Below are 16,517 nucleotides of genomic sequence, written 5' to 3' on the forward strand. Positions count from 1 at the left end.
ATCGGCTGCATGGCTTCCTAGTCGGCAGATCGGAGGCGAATTTTAGCCCCCATTACGAGGGGTAGGGCCGGCTGTTGCGGTGTTCTCGCCTCGTTGTCTCAACTATCGTATAGGTACGATCCGCAATGGTTACAGAGGTGCGGGTCTCGATCGACAGTAATCCGGCATTGCGCCAGAGACGGATACTGCTCGAATAGCAATGGGCGCAAACGATTCCGCGCTTGGTCCGGCAGTGCGGGTACCGGGCCAAGTATTCCTTCAGTGTTTCCCGCTTTTGGCGGGTAACGAAGAGAAGGATGAAGGGCGTCGCCACGGTCAGAAGATACGCAAGCGTGCCCCACAATAGGGGATTCTTACTGCGCCGGTGAGCCAGGTAGGCGGTGATCAGAATACACGCGCCCTAGAATATCCATACACCGTAGTTCATGGTCGTTGGCTGAAGTTGATGCGTGGTGGGTAGTACCGCGCATGAGTGCGCAGACCCTCAATGATTCTATTGGGGCTTCGGCTTCCGCGGGCGCGTGCGGCCAACCTTTCCGACATTTGGCGATGAGAGCGTACCGCTACAACTGGGGCACAGTGAAGCGTGGGCTAAGTCTCCAGCAGAGGCGAGGTAGGAAGTGCTGCAAGTGCGGCAGGCACGTACAGTGAGTTCGTGCTCCGTCGCCATGGAGCGAGAAAGATGGAAGGCTCGATCCGGACTGACTTTGGAATCATCGCCGAACATGTGCCTCGCGATATCGACCGCCGAAATAAAGGCTTCGGGAATCGAGGCATCGGTTGCGATAGCGGTGCGGAAAAGCCAAAGATGGAATGTCGATTGCAATCGTCTTCCGGCCGAATCCACATACCACGCGGACGACGTTGGCGAGTGACCGGACGGTGATGACTCGCCATTGATGCGGATGTACATCTGGCGCACGGTAGTCACGTTCATGCTAAAGAGTGAGGCAACACTCTTAGCACGGCACTTGAAGCGCACAAAGGCCTCGGCGTAGGCTTCTGAGAGCGGCCGACCTATGCGAAGGCCACCCCATGCGCCGGAGTGTGGCAGCTTGTCGGTCCTAACGGGGCAATGCTCCATCAAAAAGTGGGCAATGACCTCCCTTGAGAAGCGGCTGCCGACAGCCTCGGCCCAGAAGAGAGGATTTGGGAAGCGCCATTTGAACAATGGCACGGAACGGGACGAAATTGCAAGTTCCACGCGGTGCTGCGGCAAGGTGCGCAGGTACTCGGCCAGTTCGATGGAGATTCCCAGCATAGGCGCTGCGAGCAGCGACATGTTAAGTACGTCGTACAGCGCGCCAACATAGGTGCGGTTGCTTTGCTCCAACAACATTTTGTCAAGCGGTGACAGCGCTGGTGTTCCGGCCGCTAGCCGATCGTAGGCTAGGGTGGAAGTTGAGCCATCGGTGAAGCACGCCCAATCGGCCGGCGTTTCAAGGGTAGGGGAGAAGACCAGGAACGGAGAGCATAGGACCGTCGACGAATGCTCCGCGTCATCGCGCAGCTTCTGGAGGTCATCCTTCTTGGCTCCGAAGACGGGCTCGAATTCTGGCTTGACGGCTAGGGTGCTGACCATCGCCATTGATAGCCGCAGGTTCGCCGACATGATGCGGTCAAGTACCCACGCGGGGTGCAGGAAACGTTCGTGGAAATCTCTATTGATGAGTCGAGTCATGGTCAGCGATCCTTAAGCGGCCTTAGCCGCGGCAAGCAGCTCCTGGTGAAAGGTAGCCACCGAGGCGGCCAGCGTAACGAGTGTCCCGCGATGCTGAGGCAGTTCACGCGCCTGTTGGCAGGATTGGAACTTGCTCCGTAGTGCATCAAAGTCTGCAAGTAGTCCGTCCAGACGCAGGCTGACCTGACGGTCGGCCGGAGGAGTCACACGCTCTCTCGAAGGTTGCTCGTTGGCGGCGATGACTTCGCGCGTTTCGAGAAGCTTCGCCTCGGAGGCCCTCAGCTCGTTGTTTACCAACTCCAGTCTCGCCTCTGCGTCCTTGATGGCCTCGGTCACCGACGCGTAGCCGTCTGGCACCACGGGCACCTCCTTTATCTCGACCCGCACCTTCATCTCGCTGAGTTGCCGTTGGAGATCGGCTTTCTCGCGATTTCCCTTTTCGACGGCAAACTGCAAGGCATCGACGTTTGCGCTCTGAGAGGCGAGGGCGGTTTGTGCTTCAATCAGGGCAGCCTGTTGTGCCTCCGTGCTCCTACCAGCGGAGGCTATCTGGTCTTTGAGGTACTTCAATTCGAGCTGAAGGGAATCTTGCTGCGCCAGGCTGGCGGACAGCTCTTCCTCGGTGCCAGCCAGTTGGTTCTCAAGGGTCTCCATTTCGGCGGTTAAGGCACGATAGCGGTCAATGAATGGGAGAATCTCTTCCCGGCTAAACGCTTCGTTGGCGCGCTTGGCCTTGACGATCAGGGCAACCTCTTCCGCAGTGATGTCTTGCCGCTTGAGGATGTTGAGTTCGCCGACGTTCAGAAAGGTGAGCGCATCCTTGTTATGCATGAAGCGCTCGTAGATCTGTACGTATCGCTTTGCGGACCACTTTGGCAGCTTGAGACTGTGCTCTGAGAATTGATACAGGAGCATACGGGCGTCATTGGCCGCCTGCTCTGGGCTGCTTCTGCGAGGTGCGAGCGATGTGTAAAGGATGTGTTGAATCTGGGAAAGCTTCGAGCCAATGACGATGTGCTCGGAGAAGATCCGATCGCGTGCAATCACAATCTCTTCTCCGGCCTGCACGATGCGCGCAATCGCGGCCGGGTCAAGGTATGACGCGAGCTGCGTCCGTGCGAGTTCAAGAATCGACGGCTGGCGCGGCTGATCTGCCAGTTCAAACTTGTTATCTTTTTTCATGTCTTCTTCAAGGAGTCGGGTCGAAATGGAGCGCGGGCGAGTCTCTTCATACCTTAGTGGCTTGGGGACGAACTCAAGGCGTTGCTCTGGTCGCTCCGTTGGCGGAAGATTAATGCCAACTTTGGCGCACAGAGAGTCTGTAAGCTCGCGTCTTTCGTATCCCTTACAAGTTGCTGCGTGAAACGAGGCAGTTTTCACCCCTCTCTTATCGACTCCAAGTGATGCGGGTTTATACCTATGCAACTTTGGTGGGGTCTGGAATTAAACGGGATGAAGATCTGTCGTAAAAGCGACTTAATTCACAGAGTCCGGGCTCTGCGCGGGGCGAGCACGTGAGTCCACCCTATTTGCGATAACAGTTCAAATTGAGGTGCGTTACCAAAAATAGGGTGGACTCATGCGCTCTGAGGGAGGCGGCCCTCGTGATTTAATCCGCGGTCGGTGGCCTTGATGACCTGCTAGTTTCGGGTTACCATCTGATTACTTCTCGCGTCGTAGACGCATCGACATTGACAAGCACTGCCTGCAACTGGGCCCGTGCTTCGTTTCGCAGATCTCCTCCATTTTCGAATCCCCTGAGTAGCGCTTTTGCTCAATGCCGCGCGCATTCGGCGAGCGCGTTGCCGCTTCAAGGATTCCTTGCTCTTCTGAGCATCGAATAATCGCCCGACCTTTCTGTCGGGAAATCCCCATTTTTCAGTTTTCAAGAGAGAAAACCATGGAATCCTTGGCTGACCTGCTGCGCTCGCCTATCCGCCTGTTTTTTTCGCTGATGGCGATCTATGTAGCAACACAATCCGCAGTTTGCGCGCTGTTCATCGCAATCGTTGGGGTCTCTTGGGTCTATCACAATGTCTTCGGTCGCTCGCACGTCGTGCCGACGCCCAGAGACGTTACGATGCCCAAGCCGCAAGCTGCAGCTGCAGACCAGGAAGAGTCGCAAGCGCCCCAGGCGCGTGTCTATGCGAAGTCCCCTGTTGTCGTTCCGTTGAAGCGCCAGGACGCCGCTCGTCGCAGCGCCTGACCCTAGCCGCCCTCGTATTGAGGGCGGCCCTATCCACCTGTCGTGGGAACCTCGTTCCCGCCGGCAGGTGGGCAATTGGGTTCCCATTCGGAGAACCCTATGGAAATGCAAACCGCCGCCTGGCAACTCGATTTTTTCGGGGATGTGGCACCTGTGAAGACCATCCCGCCGAAGCGCGACCCGCTGCCCGATCCGATTCACTGGAGCGATGGCGTGCGCGAGCAGATGGTAGACGCGCTCATCAGCCTCGCCTGCGATAGTCGTCGAGGCGACAACCTTCCTGAGTCCCTGGCCGATTGTGCCGATATGCTCCGTGCTCGCATGGAAGGAAGGGCCGTCGAGAAGGAAGACTACGACATGACGCTGGGCTGGATCTTTGGCTATTGGGACGGGGCGTTGCCCTATGCCTATGTCTGCGCCGTCACAGGCGTGAGTCCCGAGGTCCTGCAAGACATCATTCTCAACCACTCCCGTCTCAGGCGCGACCTGGCGGAAGTCCGTGGGATGCGTTGCGGGTCTCTGCTCTAGGAGTTGTCATGGCATTTCTTCAGAGAATGCTTGGCGCACTCCAGGATATTCTCCAGCCGAGCACAGTCACACAAGAGCCCGTCCATTCGCCAATCGTTGGCACGGGGTCGAGCAACGAGGCCCACATCGAAATCAGCGGCGTGCCGAATCTCTTTCGCGACGAAGGCGGGCGCATCGTTCACTTCGTGGCGGCCTTCGAGCCCCGACCGACAGCGACCCGCTTTGGTCAGAAGCTCTTGCCAGACCCAGTCCCGTACTGGTGCATGGCTGGAGAATATCCGGGTGCAAAGTTGGCTGATGTCATCGCCGGAGCCATTCGCTCGAATGCCACCCCGGCAGCGAGCATTGTGGCGACTTGCAACAACGGCGCAAGCCCACTATCGCGTGTGCACCCCAGCGATGTCCCAGATGCCGTACCTGCGACGGTGAGCGCTCCCGCGCGCCGCGCGTCGAGCGGATCTGCGCATCGCGGCAAAATCACCTTCTGGGGCGAAGCCGAATTCCCCGATCGCAAACGCATCGGCGGGACCTACAAATCGTTTGCCCTGAAGCTCGAAACGGCGACAGGCTCCGAGACGCTGCAGGGCGAGGGCCTCAAAGACGCTATCTCCCAATCCGGGTGCCAACTTGGTGACTGGGTGGAAGTGCGGCGGCTGGAAAAGGTTAAGGTCCAGGCCTTCCACCGGAGGTCTGGAAAGCCAAAGCTGGACGAAAACGGTCAACCGGTCCTGTGGGATAAGTGGCTGTGGTCGATCACGCGTTCACATTAATCTGAAAGGAAATCTCGATATGGCATCCGTCAACAAAGTCATTCTCGTCGGCAACCTGGGCGCGGACCCTGAAGTCCGCTACATGCCGAGTGGCGATGCTGTCGCCAACCTTCGCCTTGCTACCACCGATCGCTACAAGGACAAGCAATCCGGCGAGATGAAGGAAGCCACCGAATGGCACCGCATCTCGATGTTTGGAAAGCTTGCCGAGATCGCGGGCCAGTACCTGAAGAAGGGGGCCTCGGTGTATATCGAGGGCAGGATTCGTACTCGAAAGTGGCAGGACCAGTCCGGCCAGGACAAGTACAGCACCGAGATTGTTGCCGACCAGATGCAGATGCTGGGCGGTCGGCAAGGCGGCGCGAATGATGGCGATAGCTACAGCCAGCAACCTTCCCGCCAGCAGCAGGGCCAGCACAGTGGCCAACAGGGGCGGGGTACGTCGGCGCGTCAGCAATCGGCGCCGTCGAATGGCTTTGAGGACATGGATGATGACATCCCGTTCTAGCCAAGGTAGGTCGCTAACCTGATTCGCAATTCGCTGATCATCTCAGGCATCCTCCCATTTCCCCCGTTGCAATTTCCTAGTGCCGTCGGCTTTCGCCGGCGGCACTAGGCAACCATCTCCTACCGCCCGATTCCGGGCAGTTCCCCCAACGTTCTCGCGATTGTTGAAAAGACGCCCTGGTTCGGCCGGGGTGTCCTTTGAGCAAGCGTTTCCCCGCCTGTCTCAGGCATCGACCAACCATCATTCCGAACAGGAGTGCAAATGAACTTGAACTGGAGTCCGGCCCAGTGGTTGTCCGTACTGCTCAAGTACGGCATCCCTGAGTCGTCCCTATCCGGGCGCCCCACGGCGTGCCCAGTTTGTGGTGGCAAGGACCGCTTCACCTATGACAACAAACGTGGCCGCGGTGACTGGGTCTGCCGGCATTGCAACGACGGCAGTCCGATGGCCGGCGATGGGCTACAGCTCATCTGCCGGTTCACAGGCTTGTCGTTTGCTGCGTTGGCTAGAGAGATCGAGGGTGGCAAGCCGGTGTGCCTGGTGCCCCGGGCCTTGCGCGTTGCCCAGCCGAAGCCCGCAATGTCGGGCGAGGCCAAGGCAAAGCGCATAGAGCGGGTCTGGTCCCGTGCCTCGCCACTGGCGCCGGGCGACGCTGCCATGCGATATCTCGCCGCTCGAGTACCAGGGCTGGTTGCCCCGCGTCCTACCGCGTTGCGGCTTGCCGCGATGGACTATCGCCATGAGGGTGTTGTCTACGGACGCTACCCGACGATCGTCGCGCAGTTCACGCTACCAGACGGTCGGATGGCGACGGTGCACAGGACCGCACTGGATCCGGCCAAGCCGGCGAAGGCTTTGATTGTGACGGCTGACGGAGAAGTTCTGCCGGCCAAGCGCAATGATGTGACAGCGCATCCACTGGCTGGCGGCGCAGTGCGGCTCATGCCGCCGCGCGATGGCGTACTGGGTGTGGCCGAAGGGCTGGAGAATGCCTACGCCGCCTACATGCTCTTTGGCGTGCCGACGTGGCCCTGCCTCAACCGGGTGCTGCTCAGCCGCTTTGTGGTGCCCGAAGGATTGGGTATCCACACGCTGCACATCTTCGCCGACTTCGATGAGGTTGATCCGAAGACGGGCAAATCGCCCGGAATGGCGGATGCGCTGGCCCTGGCCAAGCGGATTCGCGGTGAAGGTCTTACCGTTCACGTACACCGACCCATGGTGCGTAGCACGGATTTTTGTGACCAATGGCTGACTGCCAGCCGGTTGCAAGACATTGCCGGCAAGCAGGCTGTCTGCGCGTAGCCGGTCGTTGCAAGCGCCGCCCTTCGGGGCGGCATCCTCTTCTCTATCTGCCCTGCGGGTTCTGCCCGCACGGGAGAACCCTTTCGGCAGCTCACTTCTTGGAGTTTTCCATGTCGTTCAAAGGGTTCAACGTGATCGTCGGTCGTCTGCAAATCCGCGCCATGCGTCAAGTGCCATCGGGGACAGTCCCGGCGCGCCAGTCTGAAGCCGACACCTACCATGTCTACTGTCGCAATCACGACGGCTCCTCACAGCTTCAGCATACCGAAGCCGATTTCGATTCCGCCTTTACCTATTGCGCAGGTCGCCAACGCCCGACGCGCCACTAGGCGACCATATCTGAACAAAAAGCCCGGCAATTCGCCGGGCTTTTTTCCTTTCTGCAGTCTCACTTCGTGCGAACCGCCCACCACAGTCGCAGGGCGCATTCCCACAGCGCGAAGCCGATACCGAACGTCAGCAAAAACTTGAAAAAGCGGATGACTTCATATTCCGACATGGTCGTTTGCCTTGGTTGTTCGTTGATATGGATTCTACTTTAGCGGCAATCTCGCAATGTCAAGCCGACGTCCAGATAGGCTCAGTATCGCGCCATTGCGTCGTTAAGTGCGGCGAGATCAATGCCGGCCAAGGGGTCTGGGGTGCCAGGATCGGTAGCCTCCTGCACGTTTGTCATCGCGTTGGGAGGGGAAGGCGAAGTCGTTACCGGACTCCACGCCTGCGCCCGGGGCTGTGCAGGGTCCTTTGCCAGCTTGACCGGCTCAGGGAAAACCTGCTCGTCAAGTGGTCGGTGAGGGGCGACCTGAGGCGCAGATGCAGGACTGGCTTGCGCTGGCGTGCCCAACATCAGGGGCCAAAGGAGATCAGATCCACCTGGACTACACGACTGGAGACCGCGCAAAGCCAGCATTCGCAACATGAAGGATCGCTCACGTGCAGCCGAGAACTGCCGCAAATATGCAAGCAGCTCGGGCTCGGACAGCGTCACGGTTATCTGCAACTTGTCCATGGCGTTGCCTTACGCGGTGCGGGCGGTCTGCCTTGCGGCGCCGATCGTATAGAAGCCGCGCACGTTTGCAAAGCAGGGCACATCCATCATGTGGATGACGTTCTGGGGGAAGGCCGCACGAATGGCCGGCGCATACAGTTGCGCGCCACCGCCCGTCAGAATGATCGACCTAAGGTCATCGGGGCGGCCAACCCGTGTCTGAATTTCCTTGACCGATTGCTGGGTGATCGCCATCGCTTCCTTCAGGTACGGACCCACATCGAGATCTTTCCCGAAGTACACGAGGGGCTTGGACTCGCGGATGGCCTTGTCGATCCGCTCAATACCCTCGATCGGCTGGACTTGGTCGGCGGTGATCAGGCTCGCTACCTGTTGGTACACATGTGCCGCACCGCCTGGAACGCCGCCGCTGCGGGTGTCGTCGACGGTGTACCCGTGGGCGACCACCCAGTCGGTGGTGAAGTAGCCGACGTCGATCACGAGGTACGCATTCTCCGGGTCGTACTTCTTGCCGCTCTGCTGAATGTAGCTGATGAGGGTCCCGAGCGGTTGGGGCAGCGGCAGTACGCTACCAATGTGAATTTCCCCCCAACCGAAGTCGTGGCTGCCGGAAAAGCGGTCCTTCAGATGGGCGGCGTACTTCTGCGTGTTGTGGACCGGCAAGCCGAGAACCAGCCGATCCACCTCACGCGCACCTGCGTAATGCAGGGCGCCGCCGAGCAGCGCCGCATAGTTTGGCGTTGCCGCAAAGTCCTCCGATAGAGCCCTTCCGGTGTGCACGTGAGCGCCGCTGATCGAAACGTCCGGTCCGACCTCATAACGTGCGCCGTCCACTTCGACGGTAACGACATTGCGGGACTTGAATAGACCGCCACCAAAGCTGTTCAGGGCAGTATTGGCCGCCAGTGGGGCCAGCGACGGAAACATATTCATGGTGATGTCCGAGCCGAGCGCCCAGGCGGACTTGGTGTTGCCGTAGCCGACGTCGATGGCGATGGTCGAGTGTTTGATGTGCTGAATGTGTTGTTTCATGGCTTGCTCTCAGATAGTTTGGGCTTCTCGGTTCGTGTGCCAGGGCGGAATTGGAAGGCTCAAGTCGGTCGACGTGCCACTTGATGCCTTCATGTGGCACTTCGAAGGCCGTTTCGTCTTGGTTCACGTGGCACGATGTGGCACTTGGTGGGACGTGGGCCGTCGATGTGCCACCAAGGCCTACTTGGTGGCACATCGTCATGACCCACTTTACCGTTGGAGATGCGATGTCAAGAGAACGAAAGCTCGTGATTATCAGATCCGTTTCGACGCAAGCCGGGCTTGCACGTGGAAGCCCAGCTCGCTATCCTTGACACACTTCTCGCGTCCCCGACGCATCGACCTCGCCGCCAGTTTGGCGGCCATCCCAAGCACTGACACTGCCCAAAATGGGCCGTCAGTCGCCTCTCTGTACGAGCCGGATATTGATCCGGTTTTTTTTCAATCAAATCAAGTGGACAGTGTCGGATAGTGAGGACACCGGACACCGCGATACCAAGCCGATTTGCGGTCTGTTTGTGAAAGTGGATCGTAGTGTGGACGATTCCGAAGCCGGACACCGGACAGTGTTCGAAGAGTCGCCAAACGAATGAGATACGTCCCTACAGCCGGAGGCTGGGCACGGATCACGAAGCCCGACACACCGCGGCGGAGATGATCTGGCTTCGGGGCGGGGAGCTGGTTGCGAGCCACGACTGTGGCTGACGCAGGCTTCTGAGAGCATGACGATCCGGGGGGGCGCTACCGGTACCAAAACGGCGCATCAGGAATCACCCACCACGGCGGAGGCCACGAACGCAAGGACGACAATCCTGGCGAGCGAGGGTCGGCATCGAAACGATGCACCGGGTGGATGGCCGCGCAGCGGCACACAAGGCAAAGGCCTGTGTGTTCGCGTAGCGGACAGTCACGACGCATTGCTTCCATGCTCAGGGCTGATCGGTTGGCATCGCTAAAGGACAGGAAGAAGTGGACTCCGGCATGGTGGCCGGTTAGCTGGATGTGGTAGTCCGGCGCACCACGTGGTTAGTGTCGTTCGGGGCGGCATTACACCTCGCGTAGAAGCTCGCCCATGGGGCTGGGCGGAGTCATTCGCTTTGGCGAATCAGGCCGCCGATTGGAGTAACGACGATGAGCAAGGGCATCAACCTCCGCGCGGTACTGGCCGCGTACAACCTCCCCGAGAACTTCAAGGCCGCTTTCGCAGTGTTGGCGTTAGAGCACCTGCACTTGCCGCAAAGCGGAACGCGTGTCAGTGGCCGGTCGCTGTCCCAGCTAACGCAGCGGCAACGGGCACAGGCGCTGCTCAAAATGTTCGTGGATCTGCGCAAGGGTGGTTTCGCGCTGACGACGCCGTACAACCTCAGGCAAAAGCATGTCCAGTGGCTGGTGCAATCCTGGGTGGAGGGACAGAAGTTGGATGTTGGGTCGGTGGAGCTGCGACTGACGCACTTGCGCGCGCTCGCCGCGTGGATGGGCAAGACAGCCATGATCGGGAGAATCGAGGACTACGTTGAGCGTCCGGCCGACTACAAGCGAAGCTACATCGCGCGAAAGGATCGATCCTGGGAAGGTAACGGGATCGATGCGCTGGCGAAGATCGAGGAGATTGCCGGGACGGACCGTCATGTCGCGATGCAATTGAAGTTGGAAGCTGGATTCGGCCTGAGGGCGAAAGAGAGCTGGTGTTTGCGACCGGTTCATGACGTGTTGCCGTCCGGACATTTGCACACGGTCGATGGAACGAAAGGTGGTCGGCCAAGGAAGGTCCCGATTGAGTTCATCTGGCAATACGACCTGTTAATCGAGGTTGCCGAGTTGGCGGGGCAGACGAACCCAACTCGTGGCACGCTGATTCCGCGGCACTACACCCTGAACCAATGGCGGCGGCATTTCTACGCTGTTCTGGAAAAACACGGGGTCACCAAGGACGGGTGTGGCGTGACAGCGCATGGCCTGCGGCATCAGTACTTTCACCAAATGTACGAGCGGATGGCTGGGCAGGCTGCGGCCATCAAGGGCGGCGGGAAGGTGATTGACCGCGAACGGCACGAAGAAGCGATGCGCAAGATTGTCGCGGCGGCTGGGCACAGCAGGCAGACGAAGGCAAACGCATATCTGTCGACCTACTCGTTTCAGGCTGCAGAGTCCCGCCCGGCGGTCACGCCGGAGATGGCTGCTCAGGCGGTGAGAGACGCCGACGGCGTGAAAGCCAAGGCGGCTATCGCGCTTGGAATCACGCGGCAAGCACTGTACCGAATTTTGGCAAAGCTTCAGACCACCCCCAACGGGAGTAATCAATGAAGGACAATAAGCAGCACTAAGATCGCGTGTAAGGAACGGACGAGGTGTGCGGCATTCTGGCGATGGGCATTGCCTGGACTTGGCGTGTCGCTGGCATTCTGGCTCGGGGAGTCTGACTTCGACCAGATTGTGAATGATGTTGGAACGCCGGCAGCGTTACGGACAGAGACTGAAAAGAGCCTGCTTGCGAGGGACAGACTGCACTAAGTAACGGGATCGAGTGTCGCCGTGTTTTGCTGTGAACAGCGAGCATGGCGGCAGCCGTTTCGCGACTCCGTGCAGTGCAAATTTCGGACCGGCATTGAAGGTGGCCGGTCGCCGGACTTCCGCGCGTTCGACCGGTTGAATGCGCCAGCACAGAGACAAGCGCAGGGAAGGGTGCAATGCCCGGCTGCACGTTTCTGGATGTCACCACGTATCAATAGGGTGGTCGAAGCTGGACGGCGAGTTCAACCGGTTGAACTCGCTCGCCGAGCGATCAGCGAAGGAAGTTCGGAAGCCAGGGATCGTAATCGAAATGCCCGGTCGCGCCCCACCAGCAGATGAAGAGAACGGCGGCGACAACGCCTACGACCTGGAAGCGGGCCCGTTGGTCGGTGCGCAGGGTGTGGATGCTCTGTTTGATGCGTTCCATTTTTGCTTCCTGATTACTGAGGATTGAACACGGCGCGCACGAACGATACTGCGGAGGACTGTCGGAAGGCATAGTGATGCGGCTGGGCCTCGCGCGATGATGACCGTTCGACGGCGGTAGCTGTGAGCGTGGCGAGGCTTACTTTGCGACCTGTCTTCTCGCCCGGATGGGGCGTCGGCGCAAGCAGGGTCATCGGGGTATCCCGATAGGCCTTGTCCAGGCGAGGAAACGGATCGACACCAGCGAAGCCAGCCAACTCGGCAATGCTAACGACCGCATAAGACGGCGTGGCGTCATTGCGGGCCACGTAGGCGGCGGCCCCGACACCTGGGACGTAGACGGCCTTCCATAGATAGGTCGGGATCGAGATCCGGCCATTGAGCTGCGCCGCCTGCTGGGCATCGAATGCCGGGCCGGTCACCACGAAGGCCTGACCGTACTCGCGCACCATGCGACGGGTCGACGTTTCAATGTGACTCCACAGTCGGCGATTGCTGGTCGATGCCTGCGGTACGACGTTCGCAAGACTGAAGCTCTCGGCTTGCGATGCCTGGTCCGGGAAATCACCCGACGGAGCGAGGTGGCCACGATCCAGCCCGCTGCCGCGACCATAGTCCGACAGGCGCGCGCGGTCTGCAGTAGGAATCTCGGCCTCCTCGTAGAACTCGCTGTCTCGGGGAACCGAGCGGGCAGCCAGTACGGCTTGGGCGGTCAGGTTTTCAGCCGACCAAAGTGCAGTGCGGGTGGTTGCGGAAGTCTGAACGGCATAGCCCCGGTAACAGATGAAATGCGTGCGGCTGGCATAGGTCGACGCCGTGAGATTCGGCTGGCCGTTGGTCCCGAAGACCTGTGGGCAGGCCGTGGTCGGGCCTTTGGCGTAGGCGGCGCTACCAACGGTGTTAGTGACAGCCGCACTGATGGCGGTTGCAGCGATGGCCGCGGCAAGGAACAGAGGTTTGCGCATCGTTAGGATCTGGAATGGCGATACCCCTATCTTGCCAAGCCGAGCGGGAAGTCAAGGGGCCGACTGCTTGCCCGGCGGCGATGAAAGCGAAGGGCTGCTCTCCGGGGCGCAATCGAGCGCGCGTGCCAGAAACTCTTCCAGAATGATCGTGCCGCCAAACAGCTCTTCTGAGACCGTTGCCGGCAAGGCGTCGATAGGCTCAATGTGAACCCAGGGGCGGCCGTCGATCTGGACTAGCTTCGCGCGGCGCATCAGTTTGCGATAGCGGTCGGCGTCCCGGAGCAGCGTTTCAGCGGGCACCAGGTCCTGGAGGAATGGCTCAGGCTGCAATAGCTTCTCCGCCATGGCGGCAAACAGCGGCCCGCGCTCTTCCCAATTGTCTTCGTTGCGAGCGATTAGGGCGAGCACCGTGCCGAGGTCGGAACTGGATAGCTCCCTGCGGACGATCCCTGACAGCTCGTGTTGCGCGGTCGGCCGCAGGGTCACGCGCGTATTCCAGATACCCCGGAGCACGGCGTGAGCTAGGTCATACCCATCGTCGATGGATTGGGGTGGGGTGGACATGCCGCAGCCGGTGCAGACCATGACCGCCTCGAAACGATTGGCAATGAATCGAGGCTTGCTGTCGCAGTGGGCGCAGTTGAGAAGGTCGTCGGCCATGGTCGGGCGGATTGGCGGGAGTCAGGCGCGCATTATGCCAACTTCCGAGAGCCGACAGCCCATTCGAGGCTAGGTGGTGGGCGGCTGAAGGCCAAGATACTGCTCGCTGATCGCTAGCAGTTCACTGATCGCTTGTTGCATGGATTGTTCCGGGATTGCTTGATTCTGTTGCACTTCAGGTGTCGTTATCGGCAGGGGTGGGCCCAGGCTCAAGCCTGGCCGGGTACAGTGCATCGATGGCGCCGGCAGCGCGGGTGAGTGCATTGAGGTGATCCTGCAAGTGGGCGGTGTCGTCGCCTACCAATTGCTGGAATCCGTGAGCCGAATCATGCATAGCCTCGGCCGCGACGCGGGCGGTGTCGCCGACCTTCCAAAATTCAGCGAGCCACGACCCATCCGCGGGCCTGGGGCCACCCTGCAGTCCAAGGGCAATGGCGCCACGAATAGCGAGAACGGTCGACGGGCATGGGAAATCTGGATCGAGCTGGTAAGCTTGCATGAAGGGAAGTCCGATTGGTTCAAAGTTTGTGTTCGAGTCGAGGCAGGGGGCCTCGCGAAAGAGCTCTCGACAGGTCCGCTTCTGCATAGGCGGCGGCAACATGCGGGAAGAGTTCAAGCTGCGCTACGGTCGACCTCCCCAGTCGTTGGTGGAAAAGCGTGATGCTTCACCCCGTCTAGGAGGCGGCCAGCGGCCTTCTTGCCGACTCGCCGTATAGCGCACCGATTGTCGGCATCCTGGTCCGTGGCTTGCTTTGACGAAATCGCGCCGCTGCATGGCATGAGCGTTGCCGATACGCTTGGTCAGGAGAAGCCAATCGAGATTAGGCGTGTCAGCAATTAGCTGCAGCAGGTCGAGCCGCCAGCCGGGGTCAACGGCGTTATCGAAGACGTCTGCCAGGCTGGCACAAAAGACTCGCTGCCGGCGCCCGTGTTGTGCAAAGAATTCCGCATGCGACCTGTTCCATTGCAGCGGCTTTCGCCAGTTCGCTACCGACGTCCGGCGGCGCTGGGCACCAGGGCCCCATTGAACCTGATGCAGGCGCGTATCCATCATGGCCTCGGCGTAACAGTGATCGCAGCCCGGCGACACCTTTGTGCATCCGGACCATGGATTGAACGTGTGGTCGGTCCACTCAATCTTGCTGTTCTGGCTCACGCGGCCTCCTTTTTGGCGGTGCTGCCGTCGACAGAGGCTTCAAGTTCAGCAGCATCGATCGCAGCAATCGCGTCCGCCGCGGCCATGTACGCCCGCTCGCGTGCCTTCTCGTCGGCATGCCCCCTGCCTGCTTCAAATGCAAACGGCATATCGATCATGGCTTGCAGTGCTGCCCTGGCTTGGGCAAGTGCTGCCTGATGGGAATTCCGGGCGGCCTTCAAACTGGCAACTTCTGCGCGCAGGATTGCGCTGATATGCATGGCTTCGATCGACCGTTGCAACTGTTCGCGCAGCAAGGCTCGGCCGTGCTCCGCGCTCGCGGCGTCAGCCGCCAGGGACCCCAGTACGTCCCGCGGCACATAGTCCAACGCGCCGTCGCCGAAATAGAACCGATTGCCATACGATCGCTCTTTCCAGAAATTGTCGTGGCTGGCCCAGCGAAGCAGGCAATCGTGTTGCTTAAGTATGCCGCCGGCGGTGATCTCGAGGTCGTCAGCGGCTGCTGGCGTATCCTCGGGCGAGGCGCTGTCGGAGCCCTGATGGTTCGAGGGGGAAGGGATATATGCGGGCATGGTTTATCTAAGGCACCGGCAGGAGGCGCCGGTGATGCAACCAGCCTACGCCGAAGGTTTGCCTGTCAAGGCAGCATCCGGAAGTAGGCCGGTCGATGTCGAAAGGGCTGGATCCCCATCCTGAGCGGCCCCGGCATGCGTCGCGGGGCGGAAGCACTGCACTGGGAAGTCCAGCAGCTCCGCACAGGCACACGTCGGCGAGCACGGGCCGTCGATCGGCGTCTCGGTGGCCAGCCCGTAGCGCAGCGCTTCGGCCCGAAGGACGTCGGGATTGAGGTCGCCGGCCTGGAGTGCCCGGATGACCGTCCGTGCGAAGCCTCGTAAGGATGCCAATTCGCTCCCGATGGCACTTGGCGCGTAGAGGTAGAGCCCGCCTTGCGTCGGCAGCACGAAGGTGGTCTCGCTGGCCATGCGGGCGAGCAAGCGGCACGCAGCCTCGTAGCCAATCCGCAGGCGACGCTGGACCAGCGATATCGAGGCCGCCCTAAAGGTGTGGACCAGGTCGATGGCTTCGACGTAGGCCGCCTCGAAGGCTTCGGGCGAAGACAACTGCGGGTCGCGGCGGCACTTCGTCATGCTCTCGCCCTCCAAAAGATCGACTCAACGGCGGGCAACAGATCCCGCACGGGCTGATCCGGATCCGCGCGCAGCAGAGACAGTACTTCCGCAATCAGGCCGCCATGCATTGGAGGCAAGACCGCCCCGCCTGCATGGCTGCGGCGGATCATGCAGTCGTCGGGATCGCGCATGCCGCCGGGAAAGTCACGGGAGAGCCAGCGCAGGAATCCATCGCGGCGCCCCGGCTGGTAGGCACCAATTCGGGCTACTTCGTTGTAGACCTGGCGGGCTGTGGTCAGATGCGCTTCCTGGCACTCTGTCGTGAGTCCGCCGAAGCGCGGGTTCAGGCAGGCGGCGATGCTGACCAGGAGAGCGACGTCGGGCACCAAGGGCAAAATACCGGCGGGCGCCGCTAGCGTCGCCGGGGGCCCGAAGCACTGTTTGCAGTCCTCGAAGCCGTTGACGTAGGCTGTCGTGGCGGCACGGCGGATAACGGCCTCGCCGGAAGCGACGTCCTGCGGCAGCCGGTGGTAGAGCTCCAATGCGTCTCGTACCTGTCGTTCGGTAAGAGGGCCGCGGGGCAGCTGAGCAGGCCGGCTGAGTGTGGCGTTTCGTTGTCGATGCATGAGA

The 16,517-nt window shown here is 60.3% G+C and carries 17 protein-coding genes and 1 pseudogene; 7 read left to right on the forward strand and 11 right to left on the reverse strand.

All coding sequences use genetic code 11. The features are described 5' to 3' along the window. Positions 1–493 precede the first annotated feature (493 nt). Together LDO29_RS21070 and LDO29_RS21075 are read right to left on the reverse strand one after the other, a co-directional pair. The gene (locus tag LDO29_RS21070) at positions 494–1,681 is read right to left on the reverse strand and encodes a FlhC family transcriptional regulator (protein WP_224081685.1); all 1,188 of its coding nucleotides are present in this window, start codon (positions 1,679–1,681) and stop codon (positions 494–496) included. A 12-nt stretch (positions 1,682–1,693) separates the two neighbouring features. Further along, on the reverse strand, positions 1,694–2,863 hold the full coding sequence (locus LDO29_RS21075) for a coiled-coil domain-containing protein (protein ID WP_224081686.1): 1,170 nt from the start codon (positions 2,861–2,863) through the stop codon (positions 1,694–1,696). Positions 2,864–3,581: 718 nt separating this feature from the next. Here LDO29_RS21075 and LDO29_RS21080 point away from each other — a divergent pair. The 6 genes from LDO29_RS21080 (at position 3,582) to LDO29_RS21105 (ending at position 7,327) form a co-directional block, all read left to right on the forward strand. Further along, the gene (locus LDO29_RS21080) at positions 3,582–3,887 is read left to right on the forward strand and encodes a hypothetical protein (RefSeq protein WP_224081687.1); all 306 of its coding nucleotides are present in this window, start codon (positions 3,582–3,584) and stop codon (positions 3,885–3,887) included. A 99-nt stretch (positions 3,888–3,986) separates the two neighbouring features. Then, entirely contained in the window at positions 3,987–4,415 is a 429-nt protein-coding gene (locus LDO29_RS21085) for a hypothetical protein (RefSeq protein WP_224081688.1), read from the forward strand. Between the two features lie 8 nt (positions 4,416–4,423). Further along, positions 4,424–5,185, forward strand: coding sequence for a hypothetical protein (locus LDO29_RS21090; RefSeq protein WP_224081689.1), 762 nt, complete (start codon positions 4,424–4,426; stop codon positions 5,183–5,185). A gap of 19 nt (positions 5,186–5,204) precedes the next feature. After that, on the forward strand, positions 5,205–5,693 hold the full coding sequence (locus LDO29_RS21095) for a single-stranded DNA-binding protein (protein WP_224081690.1): 489 nt from the start codon (positions 5,205–5,207) through the stop codon (positions 5,691–5,693). Between the two features lie 261 nt (positions 5,694–5,954). Beyond that, complete coding sequence (locus tag LDO29_RS21100; protein ID WP_224081691.1) at positions 5,955–6,998, forward strand: primase-helicase zinc-binding domain-containing protein; 1,044 nt, start codon at positions 5,955–5,957, stop codon at positions 6,996–6,998. A 110-nt stretch (positions 6,999–7,108) separates the two neighbouring features. Beyond that, positions 7,109–7,327, forward strand: coding sequence for a hypothetical protein (locus tag LDO29_RS21105; protein WP_224081692.1), 219 nt, complete (start codon positions 7,109–7,111; stop codon positions 7,325–7,327). Between the two features lie 689 nt (positions 7,328–8,016). Here the strand turns inward: LDO29_RS21105 and LDO29_RS21110 are convergent. Beyond that, a complete protein-coding gene (locus LDO29_RS21110) occupies positions 8,017–9,039 on the reverse strand; it encodes a PRTRC system protein D (RefSeq protein WP_224081693.1) in 1,023 nt (340 codons plus the stop codon). A gap of 1,131 nt (positions 9,040–10,170) precedes the next feature. Here LDO29_RS21110 and LDO29_RS21115 point away from each other — a divergent pair. Further along, positions 10,171–11,343, forward strand: a complete 1,173-nt coding sequence (locus tag LDO29_RS21115) for an integrase domain-containing protein (RefSeq protein WP_224081694.1) — start codon at positions 10,171–10,173, stop codon at positions 11,341–11,343. A gap of 478 nt (positions 11,344–11,821) precedes the next feature. Here LDO29_RS21115 and LDO29_RS21120 read toward each other — a convergent pair whose 3' ends face one another. From LDO29_RS21120 to LDO29_RS21155, 8 genes and pseudogenes are all read right to left on the reverse strand, one after another. Further along, positions 11,822–11,977 (reverse strand): hypothetical protein, encoded by a 156-nt coding sequence (locus LDO29_RS21120; RefSeq protein WP_224081695.1) that lies wholly within the window; start codon positions 11,975–11,977, stop codon positions 11,822–11,824. A gap of 13 nt (positions 11,978–11,990) precedes the next feature. Beyond that, positions 11,991–12,941: a DNA/RNA non-specific endonuclease gene (locus LDO29_RS21125; protein ID WP_224081696.1), complete on the reverse strand. Its 951-nt coding sequence runs from the start codon at positions 12,939–12,941 to the stop codon at positions 11,991–11,993. A 51-nt stretch (positions 12,942–12,992) separates the two neighbouring features. Then, a complete protein-coding gene (locus LDO29_RS21130) occupies positions 12,993–13,601 on the reverse strand; it encodes a hypothetical protein (protein WP_224081697.1) in 609 nt (202 codons plus the stop codon). Positions 13,602–13,776: 175 nt separating this feature from the next. After that, a complete protein-coding gene (locus tag LDO29_RS21135; protein ID WP_224081698.1) occupies positions 13,777–14,100 on the reverse strand; it encodes a hypothetical protein in 324 nt (107 codons plus the stop codon). Positions 14,101–14,367: 267 nt separating this feature from the next. Continuing rightward, positions 14,368–14,757: pseudogene (locus tag LDO29_RS21140) on the reverse strand (DUF5131 family protein); the annotation flags it as partial. Next, positions 14,754–15,329, reverse strand: a complete 576-nt coding sequence (locus tag LDO29_RS21145; protein ID WP_224081699.1) for a hypothetical protein — start codon at positions 15,327–15,329, stop codon at positions 14,754–14,756. The gene LDO29_RS21145 and the pseudogene LDO29_RS21140, both read right to left, overlap by 4 nt. A 45-nt stretch (positions 15,330–15,374) precedes the next feature. Further along, positions 15,375–15,905, reverse strand: a complete 531-nt coding sequence (locus tag LDO29_RS21150) for a DNA translocase FtsK (protein ID WP_224081700.1) — start codon at positions 15,903–15,905, stop codon at positions 15,375–15,377. Further along, positions 15,902–16,429, reverse strand: a complete 528-nt coding sequence (locus LDO29_RS21155; protein WP_224081701.1) for a hypothetical protein — start codon at positions 16,427–16,429, stop codon at positions 15,902–15,904. The genes LDO29_RS21150 and LDO29_RS21155 overlap by 4 nt, the downstream gene beginning before the upstream one ends. Positions 16,430–16,517: the final 88 nt, after the last annotated feature.

The sequence above is a fragment of the Cupriavidus laharis genome (assembly GCF_914271435.1).
Taxonomy (GTDB): Bacteria; Pseudomonadota; Gammaproteobacteria; order Burkholderiales; family Burkholderiaceae; genus Cupriavidus; species Cupriavidus laharis.